The organism is Bacillus sp. LR--39, from assembly GCF_053613335.1.
Genome location: NZ_JBSIOT010000004.1, coordinates 210,288 through 229,445 on the forward strand (window position 1 = coordinate 210,288; position 19,158 = coordinate 229,445).

General features: G+C 48.1%; 14 protein-coding genes and 2 pseudogenes. 15 read left to right on the forward strand and 1 reads right to left on the reverse strand.

Annotated elements, in window-relative coordinates:
* The first annotated feature begins 5 nt into the window (after positions 1-5).
* From lpdA to cyoE, 13 genes and pseudogenes are all read left to right on the forward strand, one after another.
* Positions 6-1,385 (forward strand): dihydrolipoyl dehydrogenase, encoded by a 1,380-nt coding sequence (lpdA, locus tag ACWHAR_RS17960; RefSeq protein WP_032872352.1) that lies wholly within the window; start codon positions 6-8, stop codon positions 1,383-1,385.
* 106 nt (positions 1,386-1,491) lie between these two features.
* On the forward strand, positions 1,492-3,300 hold the full coding sequence (locus tag ACWHAR_RS17965) for a sigma-54-dependent Fis family transcriptional regulator (RefSeq protein ID WP_032872354.1): 1,809 nt from the start codon (positions 1,492-1,494) through the stop codon (positions 3,298-3,300).
* 65 nt (positions 3,301-3,365) lie between these two features.
* A complete protein-coding gene (locus ACWHAR_RS17970; RefSeq protein WP_003155535.1) occupies positions 3,366-3,548 on the forward strand; it encodes an H-type small acid-soluble spore protein in 183 nt (60 codons plus the stop codon).
* Positions 3,549-3,718: 170 nt separating this feature from the next.
* Positions 3,719-5,068, forward strand: coding sequence for a maltose-6'-phosphate glucosidase (glvA, locus tag ACWHAR_RS17975; RefSeq protein ID WP_032872356.1), 1,350 nt, complete (start codon positions 3,719-3,721; stop codon positions 5,066-5,068).
* Between the two features lie 68 nt (positions 5,069-5,136).
* Entirely contained in the window at positions 5,137-5,898 is a 762-nt protein-coding gene (locus tag ACWHAR_RS17980) for a MurR/RpiR family transcriptional regulator (RefSeq protein ID WP_032872358.1), read from the forward strand.
* 16 nt (positions 5,899-5,914) lie between these two features.
* A complete protein-coding gene (locus tag ACWHAR_RS17985) occupies positions 5,915-7,501 on the forward strand; it encodes an alpha-glucoside-specific PTS transporter subunit IIBC (protein ID WP_032872361.1) in 1,587 nt (528 codons plus the stop codon).
* Positions 7,502-7,677: 176 nt separating this feature from the next.
* A pseudogene (locus ACWHAR_RS17990) lies at positions 7,678-10,004 on the forward strand (peptidase G2 autoproteolytic cleavage domain-containing protein).
* A gap of 284 nt (positions 10,005-10,288) precedes the next feature.
* The gene (locus ACWHAR_RS17995) at positions 10,289-12,022 is read left to right on the forward strand and encodes an ABC transporter ATP-binding protein (protein ID WP_032872363.1); all 1,734 of its coding nucleotides are present in this window, start codon (positions 10,289-10,291) and stop codon (positions 12,020-12,022) included.
* On the forward strand, positions 12,003-13,820 hold the full coding sequence (locus ACWHAR_RS18000) for an ABC transporter ATP-binding protein (RefSeq protein WP_032872366.1): 1,818 nt from the start codon (positions 12,003-12,005) through the stop codon (positions 13,818-13,820). Before ACWHAR_RS17995 ends, ACWHAR_RS18000 begins: the two co-directional genes overlap by 20 nt.
* Before the next feature lie 166 nt (positions 13,821-13,986).
* Positions 13,987-14,391, forward strand: coding sequence for a DoxX family protein (locus ACWHAR_RS18005; RefSeq protein WP_007408534.1), 405 nt, complete (start codon positions 13,987-13,989; stop codon positions 14,389-14,391).
* A 16-nt stretch (positions 14,392-14,407) separates the two neighbouring features.
* A complete protein-coding gene (locus tag ACWHAR_RS18010) occupies positions 14,408-15,265 on the forward strand; it encodes a VOC family protein (protein ID WP_032872368.1) in 858 nt (285 codons plus the stop codon).
* 144 nt (positions 15,266-15,409) lie between these two features.
* Positions 15,410-15,490, forward strand: a pseudogene (locus ACWHAR_RS18015) (hypothetical protein); the annotation flags it as partial.
* Between the two features lie 137 nt (positions 15,491-15,627).
* Positions 15,628-16,575 (forward strand): heme o synthase, encoded by a 948-nt coding sequence (cyoE, locus tag ACWHAR_RS18020; protein ID WP_032872371.1) that lies wholly within the window; start codon positions 15,628-15,630, stop codon positions 16,573-16,575.
* 37 nt (positions 16,576-16,612) lie between these two features.
* Here the strand turns inward: cyoE and ACWHAR_RS18025 are convergent, their stop codons facing one another.
* Positions 16,613-17,164 (reverse strand): PadR family transcriptional regulator, encoded by a 552-nt coding sequence (locus ACWHAR_RS18025; RefSeq protein WP_012117104.1) that lies wholly within the window; start codon positions 17,162-17,164, stop codon positions 16,613-16,615.
* Positions 17,165-17,378: 214 nt separating this feature from the next.
* On the opposite strand from ACWHAR_RS18025, the gene ACWHAR_RS18030 reads away from it, so the two are divergent.
* Both ACWHAR_RS18030 and ACWHAR_RS18035 read left to right on the forward strand, forming a co-directional pair.
* A complete protein-coding gene (locus ACWHAR_RS18030) occupies positions 17,379-17,981 on the forward strand; it encodes an NAD(P)H-dependent oxidoreductase (RefSeq protein ID WP_032872373.1) in 603 nt (200 codons plus the stop codon).
* Entirely contained in the window at positions 17,972-19,060 is a 1,089-nt protein-coding gene (locus tag ACWHAR_RS18035) for an acyltransferase family protein (RefSeq protein ID WP_032872375.1), read from the forward strand. The genes ACWHAR_RS18030 and ACWHAR_RS18035 overlap by 10 nt, the downstream gene beginning before the upstream one ends.
* The last annotated feature ends 98 nt before the right edge of the window (positions 19,061-19,158 follow it).

The following is a 19,158-nucleotide window of genomic DNA, read 5'->3' on the forward strand; positions in this document are numbered from 1 at the left end:
AGAGATTGACACTAGCCATTATCGGCGGCGGGCCTGCCGGATATGCAGCTGCCGTGACTGCCGCGCGGAGGGGAGAAGAAGTCGTTCTGATCGACAAAGGGCCGCTCGGAGGCACTTGTCTCAATGAGGGATGCATCCCGACAAAGTCGCTTTTGGAAAGCGCGAATGTGCTCGATAAAATCAGGCATGCAGATACATTCGGCATCGAACTGCCGCAAAACATTACACTCAATTGGGCCCGCATGCAGGGGCGCAAACGGCAAATCGTCAGCCAGCTCGTGCAGGGAATTCAATACTTAATGAAAGCAAATCAGATTAAAGTCATCAGCGGGACAGCTTCATTTCTCACAGAGCAGACATTGCTTGTTGAAGGAGAAGGAGGCGCAAAAGACATTCTGGAAGCGGATCGGATATTGATTGCATCCGGATCTGAACCGGCGGAGCTGCCGTTTGCCCCATTTGACGGCGATTGGGTGATCGACAGCAAAGACGCGCTTTCTTTACAGAAAATCCCTTCTTCCCTGCTTATTGTCGGGGGAGGTGTGATCGGCTGTGAATTTGCCTCTTTATTCAGCCGGTTTAAAACGAAAGTGACGGTGATTGAATCGGCTGACCGGCTGCTCCCGGCAGAAGACGGGGAAATCGCCGCCGTTTTTGAAGACTCTTTAAGAGACAGCGGGGCTGATATTCAGACAAAAGCCGTCCTTCAGCGGATTGACAAAGAAAGGAAAACCGCCGTGTGGACAAAAGACGGCAAAGAAATTGAGGCGCAGGCTGATCACGTTTTGGTTGCAATCGGGAGAAAGCCGCGTTTGCATGGCTTGAATCTGGAGCAGGCCGGCATCCGGTATTCTCCGCGCGGCATTGAAGTCAATGACCATATGCAGACCAATGTGCCTCATATATACGCATGCGGCGATGCGGCCGGAGGAATGCAGCTCGCGCATGCCGCCATTCATGAAGGAATCACAGCCGCCTCGCATGCCTCGGGAAAGGACAGCAAAGTCAATATGCGGGCGGTGCCCCGCTGTATTTATACATCGCCGGAAATGGCCGCTGTCGGGCTGACGGAAACACAGGCGAGAGAGACATACGGAGATGTGAAAATCGGAGAATGCTCATTTTCTGCTAACGGAAAAGCGTTAATTAAACATCAGCATGGCGGCAAAATGAAAATCATTGCCGAACCGGAATTCGGAGAAATCGTCGGCGTGTCAATGATCGGGCCGGACGTGACGGAATTGATCGGTCAGGCGGTCATGATGATGAACGGTGAAATGACGGCGGATATGTCGGAGCACTTTATCGCGGCGCATCCGACTCTGTCAGAAACGCTTCAGGAAGCCCTGCTGAATGTCACCGGACTTGCGGTGCATTCCGTATAACCGGAATACCCTTTCTCAGATGAGAAGGGGTGTTTTTCGTTGAAAGCGCTTTATTTTTCCCCTACAATATATGAAAAGATGGTCTGAACAGGGGGGAGCGAATACAATGAATGTCATTCGGAATGATTTTAAAACCTGGAAGCGCTTTGTGAAAGAAGGTGTGCTTGATGAATCCCGTATTCAGAAGCGGGTGGCCGCCTCATGGCACCGCTGCAAAAAAGCCGACGTCAACCCTTATCTCGAAAAGGGGCCGAATGTGATGCCGGCAGATCATTTAGAAAGGCAGGCCGAGAAGCATTCATTATTTTTAGCAGCCTCAATGCCTCATGCAGAAAGAATGAAAACGGCAATGCGGGAAATGGAAATGATGGTTCTCCTGATTGATTCAGACGGCGTTGTCCATTCAGTTGACGGCCACCCGCGCACCATTCATGAAGCGAACCGCATCAATTTCTTAAAAGGCGCCCGCTGGACGGAAACGGCCGTCGGCACGAATGCAATCGGGACGGCTCTTTATACAAATGAGCCGGTCATGATACACGGCTCTGAACATTATTCGCTCGCTTCTCATCAATGGAGCTGTTCCGCCGCGCCGATCCGTTATGAAGACGGGCGGCTGGCGGGTGTCATTGATATTTCCTGCCCCGCCGCCCGCGCTCAGCCTTTTATGCTCGGAATTGCCTCCTCCATCGCTTATACGGCGGAACGGGAGCTTGCCCTAAAGATCAAAATGACAGAACTTGACATGATCAGCAAATTCACCGGGCTGACCCGGTCACACGATCCGATCGTGCTTTGCAATGAAATGAGCCGGGTTATCGCCGCAAGCCGTCCCGTTCAGCATTTTACCGGACATATGCTGCGCGAGCTTGAGGAACAGGGCTATCACATCAAGCAGGCGAAGCGGGAGGAGAACGGTTACACATGCGTTTATTTATCCAAACGAGAAGAAAAGCCGTCTTTTATATTCCATGGTGCGGCAGGCAAAAGCCCGTCATCCCGACATATGCTTCAGCAGCTGGAGCTTGTCGCCCGAACGGACGCAACCGTTTGTCTTACGGGAGAAACCGGGACGGGAAAGGAGGTTGCCGCCCGGGCGATTCATAACAACAGCTCCAGGAAAAACGGCCCGTTTATCGCCGTCAATTGCGGAGCGGTCCCCGAAAAGCTGATTGAAAGCGAACTGTTCGGCTACTCGGAAGGCGCCTTCACCGGGGCCAAACGGAAAGGACATAACGGCGCTTTGCAAAAAGCCGATAAAGGCACGCTTTTCCTCGATGAAATCGGAGAAATATCACACTCCATGCAGGTCGCTCTGTTACGGGTGCTGCAGGAACGGAAAGTCACCCCGGTCGGCGGGACAAAAGAGATTCCCGTTGACATCAGAATCATCACTGCCACCCACACTGATCTGAGACAGCTTGTCGAATGCAAAAAGCTGAGAGAAGATTTATTTTACCGGCTTCACGTCTGTCCGATCCATCTCCCTCCATTAAGAGAACGCACCGAAGACATTCCCGGCCTCTTCCTTGAATTTCAGCGAAATCGCGGCTGGCGGGGGGAGCTTCCTGATGACTTTTTAGACCTATTAAAGAGCCGGAAATGGCCGGGGAATATCAGGGAATTGTTTAATGTATTTGAACGTCTTTCCGTCATGTTCCCGGACGGACGGCTGTCAGGGCGCCCCATCGCAGCCCTGCTTGAAGCGTCAGGTCTTAAAGAGGCGGCCGAGTCTTATGAACAGGAAGAAGCGTCCCCCGTCTCCATCCGGGAGCACATTCAGAAAAACATCATCGTAAACGCGCTTGAATCGGCGAAGGGGAATGTCACGCTGGCCGCCAAAATGGCTGGAATCCCGCGGAGCACGTTTTACAAACGTCTCAAAAAATTCAAACTCACCGCCGGACAATTGTAAGAAACAAGCATACTTCTCTTGGCTGCCGGACACGTTATGTGTGAGGCCTAAAGGAGGTTTGAGACGTGAATACACAGCGTGCGAAAGACATTTCGGAATCCGCCGCCATGGCGTATGTGACGTATGAAGGAGTTCCGATTTATATTCAGCATGTCAACGAAGACAAGGAAACAGCCAGAATTTTTCCGATCGGAAATCCTCAATTTGAGCAGGAAGTGCTGCTTTCTGATTTACAAGAGCATTTTTGAGAATGGGTCTGCTGATGACAGCAGGCCTCTTTCGTACCTGTGGGAACTTTCCCGCTTTTTGAGAAAAATAACTAAAAATGATTAAATGATCTAACTCCTCCAAACCCGGTACAGATCGGACCTTCTCATGATATAAATAAAATGTAAACGTTATCAGAGGAGGGCTTCACATGACAGACAAATCATTCTCAATCGTTATTGCAGGCGGCGGCAGCACATTTACCCCCGGAATTGTATTAATGCTTTTGAATCACCTGGAAGAGTTTCCGATCAGAAAGCTGAAACTTTATGACAATGATAAAGAAAGGCAGGAGCGGATTGCGGGTGCGTGTGAGGTATTCATAAAAGAAAAAGCGCCGGACATTGAATTTTTGGCGACTGATGACCCAGAGACGGCTTTTACGGATGTTGACTTCGTCATGGCGCATATCCGCGTCGGAAAATATGCGATGCGCGCGCTTGATGAACAAATCCCGCTGAAGTACGGCGTGGTCGGCCAGGAAACATGCGGGCCGGGCGGAATCGCATATGGCATGCGCTCTATCGGCGGTGTTCTGGAGATTCTTGATTATATGGAAACGTACTCGCCTGACGCATGGATGCTGAATTACTCCAATCCGGCGGCGATTGTGGCCGAAGCTACACGGCGCCTCAGACCGAATTCAAAAATATTGAACATCTGCGACATGCCGGTCGGAATTGAGGATCGCATGGCGAACATCCTCGGATTATCTTCACGAAAAGAAATGAACGTCCGTTACTACGGCTTAAACCACTTTGGCTGGTGGACGTCCATCACAGACCGGCATGGCAATGATTTAATGCCGAAGCTGAAAGAGCATGTCCGTGAATACGGCTACGTTCCGAAGACGGAGGCCGAACAGACTGAAGCAAGCTGGAATGACACATTCAAAAAAGCGCGCGACGTACAGGCGGCTGATCCGGATACGCTCCCGAACACATATCTGCAATATTACTTATTCCCGGATGATATGGTGAAAAAATCAAACCCGAACCATACGAGAGCCAATGAAGTTATGGAAGGGCGCGAAGCTTTCATTTTCAGCCAATGCGATATGATTACGCGCGAACAATCATCGGAGAACAGTGAAATTAAAATTGATGATCATGCTTCATATATCGTCGACCTTGCCCGGGCCATCGCTTACAACACCGGGGAGAGAATGCTGTTAATCGTTGAAAATAACGGCGCGATCGCAAACTTTGATCCATCAGCCATGGTTGAGATTCCTTGTCTCGTAGGCTCAAACGGACCGGAACCCCTCTCAGTCGGGAAAATACCGCAATTTCAAAAAGGCCTGATGGAACAGCAGGTGTCTGTCGAAAAACTGACGGCTGAAGCGTGGGAAGAGCGGTCATTTCAAAAGCTGTGGCAGGCGCTGATCCTATCAAAAACAGTGCCGAATGCCCGTGTGGCAAGACTGATTCTTGAAGATCTGATGGAGGCTAATAAGGACTACTGGCCTGAGCTTGATGTGAGTCCGTCTCCTATTTCCTGATGAAAATCTTCCCCGTTTTCTTTATCTGTTATTCTATATAATAGAAAGAAAACGGGGGGATTTTTGGGATGAGTCTTGAAGAACTGGTTAACCAGCATTACGCGAAATTAAATGACAACGATTTTTATATTTTAAAATATATATTGAATCATAAACATACGTGCTACCATCTCGGGATCAATGACATGGCGAAAGCCTGCAATGTCTCTCGGTCTTCCATCCTGCGGCTCGCCCAAAAACTGGGCTTCAGCGGCTACAGTGAATTCCGGGTTTTTCTGAAATGGGAGGATCAGCCTGAAGAGGGCGAGAATATGACGTTTGAAAAGCTGCTGGATGATATTGAAGCCAATGTAAAATACGTGAAGTCAAAAGATATGACGGAGATGTGCCGGCTGATAGATGAAGCAAAACGGATTTTCGTTTACGGATCGGGGACGGCTCAGAGGGTGTGCGCCCGTGAGCTGCAGCGGATGTTTGTATCCCGGCGGAAGTATCTGATTTTAATTCAGGACATCACAGAGTTTGATATCATGTGTGATGATTTTAAGGTTGATGACGTATTCATCATTATTTCTTTATCAGGCGAAACACCCGAATTAATTCCGCAGGTAAGGACCCTGTCCGCAAAGGGAGTTCCGTTTATTTCAATCACCAATCTGAAAAACAACGTACTGGCGCAAACGACGCCGTATAATCTTTATGCGACCAGCAAGCCGGTGACGTTAAGCGATAAAACGGAAATCGTCGCATTTGCCCCGTTTTTTCTGGTGGGCGAAGCGTTATTCCGTGCATATGTTGATTATAAAGAGCTCGAACATTTTGATAAATAGCGGGAGGTCACGTGAAATGATGCAAAAAGTCCAGCGCTTCGGCAGCGCGATGTTTGTGCCTGTTTTATTATTTGCATTTTCCGGTATAATTGTCGGTCTGAGTACGCTGTTTAAAAATAAAACGCTGATGGGGCCGCTGGCTGATCCTGACGGGCTTTGGTATCAATGCTGGTACGTCATTGAACAGGGCGGCTGGACCGTCTTTAATCAAATGCCGCTCCTGTTTGCGATCGGCATACCTGTCGCCTTAGCAAAAAAAGCGCAGGCACGAGCCTGTTTGGAAGCGCTTACAGTTTATCTGACATTCAATTACTTTATCAATGCGATTCTGACGGTTTGGGGCGGGGCTTTTCACGTCGATATGACTCAGGAAGCCGGCGGAACGAGCGGGCTGACGATGATTGCCGGCATCAAAACGCTTGATACGAATATTATCGGCGCCATCTTTATTTCATCTATTGTCGTGTATTTGCACAATCGTTATTTTGATAAAAAACTGCCGGATTTCCTGGGGATTTTTCAAGGATCTTCATACATCGTTATCATTTCTTTCTTCATTATGATACCGATTTCACTTGCGGTGGCATACGTATGGCCGATGGTTCAGTCCGGAATCGGCTCGCTGCAAAGTTTTCTCGTTTCTTCCGGGGCGATCGGCGTGTGGATTTACACATTCCTGGAGCGGATTTTAATTCCGACCGGCCTGCATCATTTTATTTACTCGCCGTTTATTTACGGTCCGGCTGTGGCTGAAGGCGGTATCGTCACCTATTGGGCCCAGCATCTCGGGGAATACTCTCAAAGCGTCAAACCGCTGAAAGAATTGTTCCCGCAGGGGGGCTTCGCGCTTCACGGCAACTCGAAAATCTTCGGCATTCCGGGAATCGCGCTCGCTTTTTACGCCACGGCTTCAAAGGAAAAGAAAAAAATCGTCGCCGGCCTATTGATCCCGGTCACCTTGACGTCCATTGTCGCAGGAATTACAGAGCCGATTGAATTTACATTCCTTTTTATCTCGCCGTTTTTATTTGCGGTTCATGCTTTGCTTGCCGCTTCCATGGCAACCGTCATGTATATGGCCGGCGTCGTCGGAAATATGGGAGGCGGTTTGATCGAAGCTGCGACCTTGAACTGGATCCCGCTGGCGTCAAGCCACGGCTTGACGTATGTATACCAGATCATCATCGGGTTGTGTTTTACCGCTGTTTACTTTTTCGTCTTCCGTTTCCTCATTCTCAAATTCAACATCGCCACACCGGGCAGAGAAAAAGAGGAAGGGCAGGAAACAAAGCTCTATTCGAAAAAGGAGTACAGAGAACGGAAGCAGGCTTCAAAAGAAACAGCGGCGGCAGACGAAACACGGCGGGATACAGCCGCTTTGTATATTGAAGCGCTGGGCGGAAAGGACAATATTACGGAGGTCACCAACTGCGCCACCCGTCTCCGCGTCACTGTCGCTGATGAATCAAAGGTCAAAAGTGACGCCGATTTCAGAGAGCTGGGAGCCCACGGGGTTGTCAGAAAAGGCAGGGCGCTTCAGGTCATTGTCGGATTAGGCGTTCCGCAAATGCGGGAGCGTGTCGAGAAAATATTGAACGGTTAAAATACTGCAGCAGCAGACTATGTACAGAGCGCTTGTTAATCCGGCGCTCTTTTTATGTTTTGAAGAAATGTATGAATTTGTCATACCTTTGCCACCTGTACATGCAGGAGTGAAAACGAAAGACTTCTGTGGTGTTCGGTGTTTTAAACAGCAATTCAAAAATAGGAGGCAAGGCAATGACAAACTATACGACTTTCTTAGGACTTTACAAACCCGATAAAACGGAGGGGATTGAGGTTGAAAGCATTGCTCAAAACTTTGAAGCGATTGACAGCAAAATCGGTGCTGCGCTTAGCAACGGCACGTCAACTTATGAAAATTTAAATGAAAGACTTAACATGTATGAAAACAGATTTGAACATGTGACAGAGCGGAACGTTATGGATTTTGGAGCTAAAGGTGACGGCGTAACGGATGATACGCAGGCATTTCATGATGCCATGGCCGACGGAGGTTATGTCGTAACAGTTCCCGCGGGTGTATTCAGAACATCGGGATTGTTTGTTCCGTCAAATACAATGCTTGTCGGAGCAGGCAAGAAAAGAACGGTCATTAAATTATTAGACGAAACACCGGTCGGCCATTCTGTTCTGACCAACAGTGATTATACGAACGGTAATGAAAATATTTATGTCGGCCATCTCACTTTGGATTGGAACAAGGATACGCGTCCTGCCGGCTGGAAGATTCCGAAAGGTCCCACTTCAAGCTGTTTGCTTTTTGCGAATGTTGACTATTCTTTTGTTGAGCATGTGTTTGCGAAGAACGCCGGCCTGCACGGCTTTGATTCTACAAGCCCGAACTATAACCGACATGGAGAAAAAGATGATCCAACTTATTATCAGCCCAACGGCTGTAACTTTGTAACGTTTTCACATTGTGAAGCAACAGGGTCCGGCGATGATAACTTTACTTGTCACTTTGGGAAACACACGACTTTCAGTCATTGCCTCTCTTATCATCCTATGGGGCTAAACGATGGAACTTCTAACACAAACTGTTTTGAAATTGATGACGGCTCTCAAGACGTAATGATTGATAGTTGTATCTCAATTGGAGGAGTCCGAGGCTTTGAGATTAAGGCACACGGTTATGCACCGGCTGCGAGAGAGTGCAGCTTGTTAACTGTCGCGCATACGAAAATGCCATTGGATATAGCATTCGCCATATCGGTCACCACACAGCAAGCGATCCTCAGTCAGCGACAGCCCACGATGTGCAGCTTGCGAATTGTATCGCATATAACCCTAAGCCGAATGATCTTTACAAAGGGGCGGGTCCAAACGCGTTGCAAATCTCCGGATATGATGGGGTGAGTGTTGTGAATTTCCATGCTGTTTGTGATGATAGTTCAATTGATTATAAGGGTAATTCGGTAGTCAGCGTATTTTATAAAGGACGCTTAATTAGCTTAAAGAATATAACCATTCGCGGATTTAAGACTGCAGACAATGACTTATATATTGTCGGCGGGGATAACTCAGTAGGGAAAGTAATGGTGGATGGTGTCACCTTGATTGACTCCGGAAAAAAAGGAGTTGCATTTGGCAGCGGAATGTACGAGTCTGTTGTTAGTAATGTTTGGGGACAGAGATCTCCAAAAAATAATAGCGGGACAGTTGGAATTTATTCCTCAGATCCAGATCTTAATGTATCCAATTGTGATTTTTCAGGTTATGAAACTGACTTTAACATTGGAGGAGCAGTCACTCCTTATTTCTTATTCAAACATAAAGGAAGCGGAGTCATTGGCTCCCGTGAATCTCACGCTACAGGCAATAATAATTTTGTGGCTGGTTCTGTTCGGGGAAGAGCAACCGGAGCGGCTCAATCTTCAGTGCTTTCTTCGTACAATACAATTAATCCGAATTCAGATTCTGTAGCACTTGGCTGGGGTGCCGGCAGCACTCCGTCATCAGCCAACAGAAAGATTGAGCTTCACGCAAAAGAAGGAACAATTAAGGCTGCGGGAGGCGTAACAGGTTCCTCGACATTCTCTGACTACGCCGAGTATTTTGAAAGCCTGAGAGGGGAAAAGATTCCGACGGGAACACTTGTCACACTTGAAGGTGATAAGATCAGACCGGCTGAAAAAGGTGACCTCATGCTTGGGGTCATTTCCGAGACCGCCGGAGTGATTCTTGGCGAGTCGAGTTTTCACTGGTCGGGACGATACGTAAAGAATGAATTTGGCGGCTATGTTTATGAAGAACAGAAAGATGCGAACGGCCATACGGTCATGGCGCCAAAGGAAAATCCGGACTTTCGGCCTGAAGAAGACTACGCTTCAAGAGAAGAGAGAGACGAATGGAACATTGTCGGGCTCATCGGCCAGGTATATGTCAGATGCGATGAGACTGTGAAACCGGGAGATTTTATTCACGCTCATAACGGGATTGCAACAAAATCTGATGCTTCAAACCAGCGCTGGCAGGTCATGAAAGTGATCAATGAGTTTGATGCTGGTAAAGGATTCGGGGTCGCTCTCGTTTTCATTCGTTAAATGAAATGACAAAGCATAATTGACCATCCTGAATAGCGGACGCCTTTTTAAAGGCTCCGCTAATTCATTTTAAAATCAAGGCTCCGATTCAAAAGCTGGTAATAAGAAAAGATAAGACAGCCTCCATATATCTGCACGCCTCATCCCTTCATTTTTATCTTCAATCATTTTACACAAAGTACATAATAAAAGTGCGAGTTCAAGGGTTAATCCTTTATTCATTTAAGACAAACAAATAAAATAAATATACATACATATTGAACAAAGGATTTGGAGGCTTACACATGTCAAAGGCTTTATCATATGTAAAACCGTATTCTCTTTTGGCGGGAATCGCTCTGTTTTTCATGCTCATCGAGCTTGCGGTAGAGCTGATACAGCCCCTGCTGATCGGGAAAATCATTGACGAAGGAATTTTAAAGCAGGATCTCGGTACGGTTTGGCTGTGGGGCGGCGTGATGATCGGACTGACCGCTGTTTCATTCGCATCGGGAATTATAAATTCATTCTACTCCGCCCACATCAGCCAGAGCTATGCGTATGATACGCGAAAGGGGATTTTTCAAAAAATTCAATCCTTCTCTTATTCGACGTTTGCGCAATTCTCATCCACATCGTTTATCACCCGGCTGACAAACGATGTGACACAGGTCCAAAATATGCTTTTCATGAGTCTCCGGTTTATGCTTCGTGCGCCGTTAATGATCGCAGGCGGCATTATTCTCTCGCTGACCGTCAATGCGAAACTCGGTTTTTTTCTGCTGATCACGGTCCCGATTTTGCTTTTGTTTTTGCTGTGGGTGCTGAAAAGAGGCGGCGCGCTGTTTCGGTCTGTGCAAAAGCGGCTTGATCAGGTCAACACGATCATGCAGGAAAACCTGACGGCGATCAAACTGATTAAAGCGCTCCTCCGTGCAAACCACGAAGTGAAACGTTTTTTGAAATCGAATACGAAGCTGATGGAAAAAACGGTCTCCGCTTTTCGTCTCGTGGAAGCGGCGATGCCGATTTTAATGCTGCTGATGAACATTTGCATTTTGTTTATCTTATGGTTCGGCGCCAAAAGCATTGCTCAGGGCGGAGCGCAGGTCGGCGATGTCGTTTCCGTCATTAACTATGCGACGCGGATTACAGGCGCGCTGTCCGTCCTTCCTTTTCTCATCATGGTATTTTCCCGGGCGAAGGCTTCCGGGGAAAGAATCGGCGAGGTGCTGGAAACAGAAGGCGGCGAGGGAACGGGGCAGGACCCGGCACGGGCGCTTGCAGGCGGGATTGAGTTTCGCGAAGTGTCCTTCCGCTATCCGGGCATGGAAAAAGACGCGCTGCATCACGTGTCCTTTTCTGCCAGCCCAAAAGAGACGGTTGCCATTATGGGCGCGACAGGCTCAGGAAAATCAACGCTTTTTCAGCTGATTCCGCGCCTGTACACGGCTGATTCGGGCAGTATTTTCATAGACGGCAAACCGATCGGTGAATTCTCCGCTTGCGGGCTGCGCAGGGAAATCGGCTATGTTCCGCAGGAAGTGCTTCTGTTTTCGGGAACAATCCGTGAAAATATCGCCTGGGGGCGGGAGGATGCTTCACTAGATGAAGTAATGGAAGCGGCCAAAGACGCGCAAATCCATGACACAATTATGAAGCTGTCAAACGGATACGACACCGTGCTGGGACAGCGGGGCGTCAATTTGTCAGGCGGGCAGAAACAGCGGATTTCCATCGCACGCGCTTTTATCAGAAAGCCGTCCCTCCTGCTGTTAGATGACAGTACGAGCGCGCTCGATCTTCAGACGGAAGCGAAGCTTTTACAAGCGATCAGATCCTATGAATGCACGACACTGATTATTACGCAGAAAATAACGACTGCAATGAAGGCTGACACCATCTTATTGCTTGAAGACGGCGAACTGCTGGCCAAAGGCACGCACAAAGAGCTGATGGCACAGTCTCATCTGTACCGGCAGATTTATGAATCACAATTCGGAAAGGAGGGAGCTGACAATGCAAAAAGACATTCGTAAACCTTTCCGATATCCGAAAATACCGCTCAAATCAAATGAAGGCGGCAGAAAACGCGCGAAAGCAAAAGATACAAAAGGCACGCTGCGCAGAATCTGGTCTTATGTAGCCGAGAAAAAAGGGCTTTTAACCCTTGTGATCATCATGGTAGTCATAAGCGCCATATTCGGCCTGCTCGGACCGTTCGTCATCGGGAAAGCGATTGATCATTTTATCGTCGGACAGACGACAGACGGATTGGCGGGGGTGCTGTTCATCCTGTTTGGGATTTACCTCGTGCAATCATTGTCCTTATGGTTTCAAAACTATTGGATGATCAATATCTCGCAAAGCACCGTGTTTAAAATGCGGAGCGAGCTGTTTACCCATCTCCATGAGCTGCCGATTCCGTTTTTTGATAAACAGCGGCTCGGGGACTTAATGAGCCGGGTCACCAATGATATCGAAAATGTCAGCTCCACTTTAAATACATCCGTCATTCAAGTGCTGTCGAGCGTCATTACATTCATCGGCACAATCTCCGTCATGCTGTACATGAGTCCGCTTTTAACATTGATCACGCTTTTGATTATTCCGATCATGCTTTTGAGCATTAAATGGATCACCAACCGGACGGGACTGCTGTTTAAACAGCAGCAGAAAAACCTCGGCGAGCTGAACGGTTTTATTGAAGAGTCGATATCAGGGGCGAAGGTCATTAAAGCCTATTCGAGGGAAGACCGCGTCATGGAACAATTTTTAGAAAAAAACGCGGCGTTACAATCATCGGGGTTTTGGGCGCAGACAATTTCGGGATTCATTCCGAAAGTCATGAACTCTTTAAACAATTTAAGCTTTACGATTATAGCGGCGGTCGGCGGGCTGTTTGCGCTGAAGGGATGGATCTCAATCGGATCTATCGTCGTATTCGCCGAATACTCGCGGCAGTTCACGCGCCCTTTAAATGATTTAGCCAATCAGTTCAATACGATGTTATCGGCCATCGCCGGGGCTGAGCGGGTGTTTGACGTGCTGGATGAAAAAGAGGAGCGGGAAGATGAAGAGCATGCGCTGTACCAGCCGATCAAAACGGGAGAGATTGAATTCCGAGATGTCTCCTTCGGCTATCAGGAAGACAGCCCGATCTTAAAACACCTGTCCTTCAGCGTTCCGAAAGGACAATCAATCGCCTTCGTCGGACCGACCGGAGCGGGTAAAACAACCGTTACGAGCCTGATCGCCCGTTTTTACGAGCCGAATAACGGAAAAATCCTCATTGACGGAACGGACATCAAAAAACTGACGAGATCCAGTTTGAGAAAAAACATGGGGTTTGTCCTGCAGGATTCCTTTCTCTTTCAGGGCACCATCAGGGAAAATATCCGTTACGGCCGTCTGGACGCATCTGATCAAGAGGTGGAGGCAGCCGCAAAAGCCGCCAATGCCCACGGATTCATCGAACGGCTCCCGAAAGGCTACGATACCGTCCTTACCCAAAACGGCGCGGGCATCAGCCAAGGACAAAAACAGCTTATTTCCATCGCGAGAGCTGTGCTGGCGGACCCGGTGCTGCTCATTTTGGATGAAGCGACGAGCAACATTGATACGGTGACGGAAGTGAAAATACAAGAAGCGCTCGGCCGTTTAATGGCGGGCAGAACAAGCGTCATCATCGCTCACAGGCTGAACACGATTCAAAAAGCCGATCAGATTCTTGTGCTGAAGGACGGCGAAATGGCTGAAAAAGGAACCCATGCCGAACTTCTCAGGCAGAACGGGTTTTACCGGGAATTATATGAAAGCCAGTTCCGGGAATCATAGATAGGGAAAAAGACCTCCGACAGAGTGCGGAGGTCTTTTTTTGCGAAGGCAAATAGTACTTTTAAGTTATTTTCGTTAAATGTAACAAAATTACTTGACGTAAATAAGTTATGTATATATACTAGCTTACATAAAGTAAGTGATAATAATTTTCAAGGAGGATTTTATGAATAAATCATTCGAAACAGGAACACTGCTTTTAAGGGTTGTAACAGGTATTATCTTTTTTGTTCACGGTTTATCCAAGTTTCAAGGGTTGGAAGGAACTACGCAATTTTTCCAGAGCATCGGGATTCCGGCATTTATGGTCTATGTCATCGCTACGATTGAGCTTGTCGGCGGGGTTCTGATCTTTTTCGGTTTGGCAACGCGCATTATCGGCGTTCTGTTTGCCGTCACATTAGTCGGCGCCATCTTCACGGCGAAGCTTTCCTCACCATTTATGGGCGGATCGGAATTTGATTTCATCTTACTGGTTGCGTCAATTCACTTAGCGCTTTCAGGAAGCCGTCTGCTTTCATTGGATCAGCTCCTTTTCAAATCAAAAAAGGGAGAAACTTTTTCAGCATAAGAAAGAAGGCGTTCAAATGACCGGTATTCATCAAGATACGGCAATCGGCTATGTCAAAATGACCATTAAAAATATGGAACGCTCGCTCGGCTTTTACCGGAATGTAATCGGCCTTCAAGTCATCTCGCAGACAGATCGTTCAGCAAGACTGTCAGCAGACGGAAAACGCGTACTGCTGGTGCTTGAAGAAAATCCAGGCGCCGTCGTTCTGCCGGAGCGGTCTGTCACCGGCCTTTACCATTTCGCGATACTTCTGCCTGACCGGAAAGAACTCGGTATCGCATTGGCCAGGCTGATTGAAAACGGCATCGCGCTCGGTCAGGGGGATCACGCGGTCAGTGAGGCTCTTTACCTGTCTGATCCGGACGGCAACGGCATTGAAATATACGCCGATCGTCCCCGCAGCACGTGGCGCCGGGATGCAGAGGGCAATTATGTTATGCAAACGGCGCCCGTCGATGTGGACGGGCTTTTGGAAGAAGCCGGAGCTGAACGGAAAAGCCGTCTCCCAGAAGGAACTGTTATCGGCCACATCCATCTTCATGTGACGGACTTACAGGAAGCCAAAGCGTTTTACACCGATATTCTTGGTTTTGACATTGTCGGCAATTACGCGGGCATGTCTGCTCTGTTTGTTTCGGCGGGAGGGTATCACCATCACATCGGTCTGAATATATGGGCCGGAGAACATGCGTCGCCGAAACCGGGAAATGCAAGCGGGCTGGATTATTACACCATCGCGCTGCCGCATCAAAAAGAGCTGTCACGTGTGACAAAAGCGCTGACCGATGCCGGCTTTGAGATCGAAGAAAAAGAAGAGGGCGTATTCGTCAAAGACCCTGTATCAGGGGCGGATATCGCATTTACACTGTAAGAAACAACCCTTGCCGTCTAACCGGCAAGGGTTTTTATTTTTCTGAAGTTTTTCTTGAAAAGGCTCGGGAAAGAACGTCTGTGACTGAAGAGAGCGAACATCTCAGTGAGGCGCAAAAATGACGCATGGAGCCCGCCATCGCCGGCCGGAGCTCAGGGCATCCGCTGGATTGAAAACTGTGTCCGTTCGGCGGATCAGGGTGTTGTATGGGCAGAATTTGAATAGAAAAAGGCAAAAGCCGCATCCGGTCACAAGATGCGGCTTTTCATATACAATTTACAATTGTGTGAAAAATGTCCAAAATAAATTGTTCTTCCTGATTCTTCCTGATATGATAAGCCGAAAAAGGAGAACCTGAACAAATGAATTCAAATGCAGCACAGACGGAACAGCCGATGAAGCATAACGGAAACCGGGTGACGGTTAAGGACTTTATCATTCTAGCCAAGCCGGGGATTATCATCTCAAATTCACTTGCCGCATTGGGCGGATTTTGGATTGCATGGCTTCAGTCGGAAAGGACGGGCGGAGGGCCCGGTATATTTGCCGCCATGGCGGTTGCTATGATCGGAACGGCGTTGGTCATGGCATCAAGCACTGTTTTTAATAACTTCTTTGACCGCGGCATGGACGCAAAGATGGCTCGAACCCGCACCCGCGCAAGCGTCACGGGGAGAATACCGCCGCCGGTCATGATCCTGTACGGCACATGTCTCGGCGCATGCGGATTCATCATGCTTGCTTCGCTTAATGTACTGACCGCCGTTCTTGGCCTGCTTGCATTTTTGCTGTATGCCGTCGTTTATACGCTTTGGTTTAAAAGACAATCCGTCTGGAGCACATTTGTCGGCAGCTTTCCGGGGGCGGCTCCGCCTTTAATCGGTTATTGCGCGCTGACTGGGTACATTGATATGCCCGCGATTTTGTTATACGCAATTATGTTTTTGTGGCAGCCGCCGCATTTCTGGGCGATCGGAATCAGGCGAAAGGAAGAGTATCGTGCCGCCGGCATTCCGCTTTTGCCGATTATAAAAGGCAATCGCGTCACAAAAATAAAAATGCTGCGCTATATTGCCGTTCTGACTGCGGTTTCGCTGCTCGTTCCTCTTTATATAGACGTCAGCCCGTTTTATACCGCGTCCGCTCTCCTGCTCGGAGCCATCTGGCTGTACCGGAGCGTCAAAGGCTTTCAGGCGGCGGATGACACGCAATGGTCGAAGGGGATGTTTTTTTATTCGATTGTGTATTTCAGTCTGCTTTTCCTTATTTTAATGGCTGATTCGTTTATCAATGCGGTTCTCAGAACGTAAACAGGCGGCTTGCAGATACAGAGCCGCCCCGTTTTGTTTATGCTTTTTTGATGAGAGCCAAAATATCTTCAAGCCAGGAAATATAATTCCGTTCCCGCTCAAGCGCTTTTGTCAGCACGAGATAATGGCCGAAATCAGGAGAAGAAAATGAATCCGCCTCCGCGGACGATGTCATCAGTTCTTGATAACTGTTTTCCAGATCGGACAATTTCTCCTTCCGCTTTACGAGCTGATCGGTGAATAGCTCATCCGCTTCTTCCTGCGTCAAAGCTGAGATGAAATAAGCCTTCAGCATAAATTCATCCTTCACCGTTTCCGGAATCGGGTCTTTTTTCGTCAGCCAGGCAGCAAGCTCCAGCTCTCCCTTGTCAGTCAGCGTGTACATTTTTTTCTCAAGCTTTGTTCCTTGAATCGCAGTGCGAAACGTAATAAATCCCTCAGCCGTCAGTTTTTTTAATTCCGGATAAATCTGGCTGTGCTTTGCGCTCCAAAACTGGCCGAGCTCTTCCTTAAAATAGCTCGATATATCATATCCGCTCAATTCGCCTTTTCGCAAAAGCCCTAAAATCGCGTACTTTAAAATTCTCATGTTGTCCTCCAAGCCCATTCATTTGACAGCTAGTATACCATACGGCCGCTCAAAAACGGAGAAGTGCCGGATGCTTGTAATTGAATCTGCGGCGGCAAAATCAGCGAAAATATGCAGAAAGGGGTTATCAAAAAGCCTTTCTCATGTCTTTGCCTCATTCATATGACATCATGATATAATCATTGTAAAAATTAAGAAATACTGGGAGGGACATATGAAGACGGTGATTGTGTATGCAAACCCGGATGAGAACAGTTTCAATGCGGCTCTCGTAAAATACGTCGTCATGGCTTTAAAGGACAGCGGCCGAAGCTATACGGTCATTGACTTATACGCCGACCAATTTGATCCCGTGCTGAAGTACGGCGGCGAAAAAAAGCGCTCTGACATGAACCGGGACGCTGAAACGAAGAAATACCGGAAACTGATGAAAGAAGCGGATCATCTCATTTTCATCTACCCGCTGTGGTGGGGAGGCGTTCCGGCGATTATGAAAGGCTTTTTTGACAGAGTGCTTGTCGCCGGAGAAGCCTACACATATGAAAACGGCCGCGTAAAAGGACTGCTCCGGGCAGAGACGGCACAAGTCTTTTATACGGCGGATTCCCCGGGCTGGTACTTAAAGTGGTTCCGGAAAAACTCGGACTGGATTACGCTGAAAAAAGGCATTCTGCAATTTTGCGGCATTCAAAAAGCCGAGCGGAACCTTTTTTCTGTCGTCAAAACGAGCACACCCGAGCTGCGGGAAAAATGGCTGCGCCAAGCATACGCTAAAGTCCGGCGCGCTTGTGAAAAAGGAGCGGCCGCATGCAGATAAAAGAAATTTTCGTGATTCGCTGCCTGTCCTGTTTAAGTGTGGTTCTGCTTCATGCAGTTTCAATGGTGCTGATGATTCAGGAAGAGTCCTTAGCCAGTGCCGCCCATACGGTTGATGCTTTTCGGACCCTGTTGATGTTCAGCACGCCGGCGTTTATCTTTATTTCGGAATTTCTGCTTGCCAGGTCATACCCGGGAGGCGTTCCCGCGGGTTTTTTAAAGAAAAGGGGCAAAGTCATTTTCGTGCCGTTTCTGTTTATTGCCGCGGTGGATGCCATTTTAATGAAAAGCGTGGCGGAAGAAGGAGCCGGATTCGTTTCAGTGATCGGTAAATTTTTAGAAAATGTGTTTTTAGGAAACTTCATCGGCTACTTCATTCTTGTGATCTTTCAATTTTACATTCTCCATATGCTGCTGCACCGCTGGCTGAACAACACATCTCCCGTGTGGGTGCTGTCTGTTTCGTTTATCATCAACGCCGTCTATCTGGCTTACTTTTCCATCGTTCATCCGCCCGTATCATCGGGGCTTGATTCTATTTTTCCGTTCTTTTGGGTTCCGTTTCCGGGCTGGGTATTTTATTTCTGTCTGGCATTTTATTGCGGAAAGGAATATCCGCGTTTTTTATCGCTCATCAATCAGTACCGTTATGCGGTTTACTTCAGTGCAGCCGTATCGGCAATATTGATTGTGGCCGTTTCATATATCAGCGGCGGCTCCATTTCCTCTAAGCGTCCGGATATTATGATTTACGCGGTCAGTATGATCTTTCTGTGTTTTCATCTGTTTTCAAAGCTCAAAAAAGTGCCCGCGATTGTGATGATGATCAGCAACTATTCGTTTTCAATCTATCTGCTGCACTCCTACTTTTTAATCAGCGGATATCTTCTGGAAGGCTATTTGCGGTCAATGCCTTTGCCGGCTGCCATCCTTCTTTTATTTTTGATCTGCACGCTCGGTCCCATTTTCGTATCTTGGGTGTGCAACCATTTCAGATACGGATACCTGTTTGTCGGGAAAGTGTATCAGCCGAAGCAGACCAAAAGAAATACGGCGGCGCATCAAGGCCGCACAGTCTGAAAAAAAGGCGGCGTTTCGGCCGCCTTTTTGATATGGGTCCGCCTTATCCGGCACGAGGACGGATAGTTGTACATCCTGCAAACAAAGCCCCCGCCTGC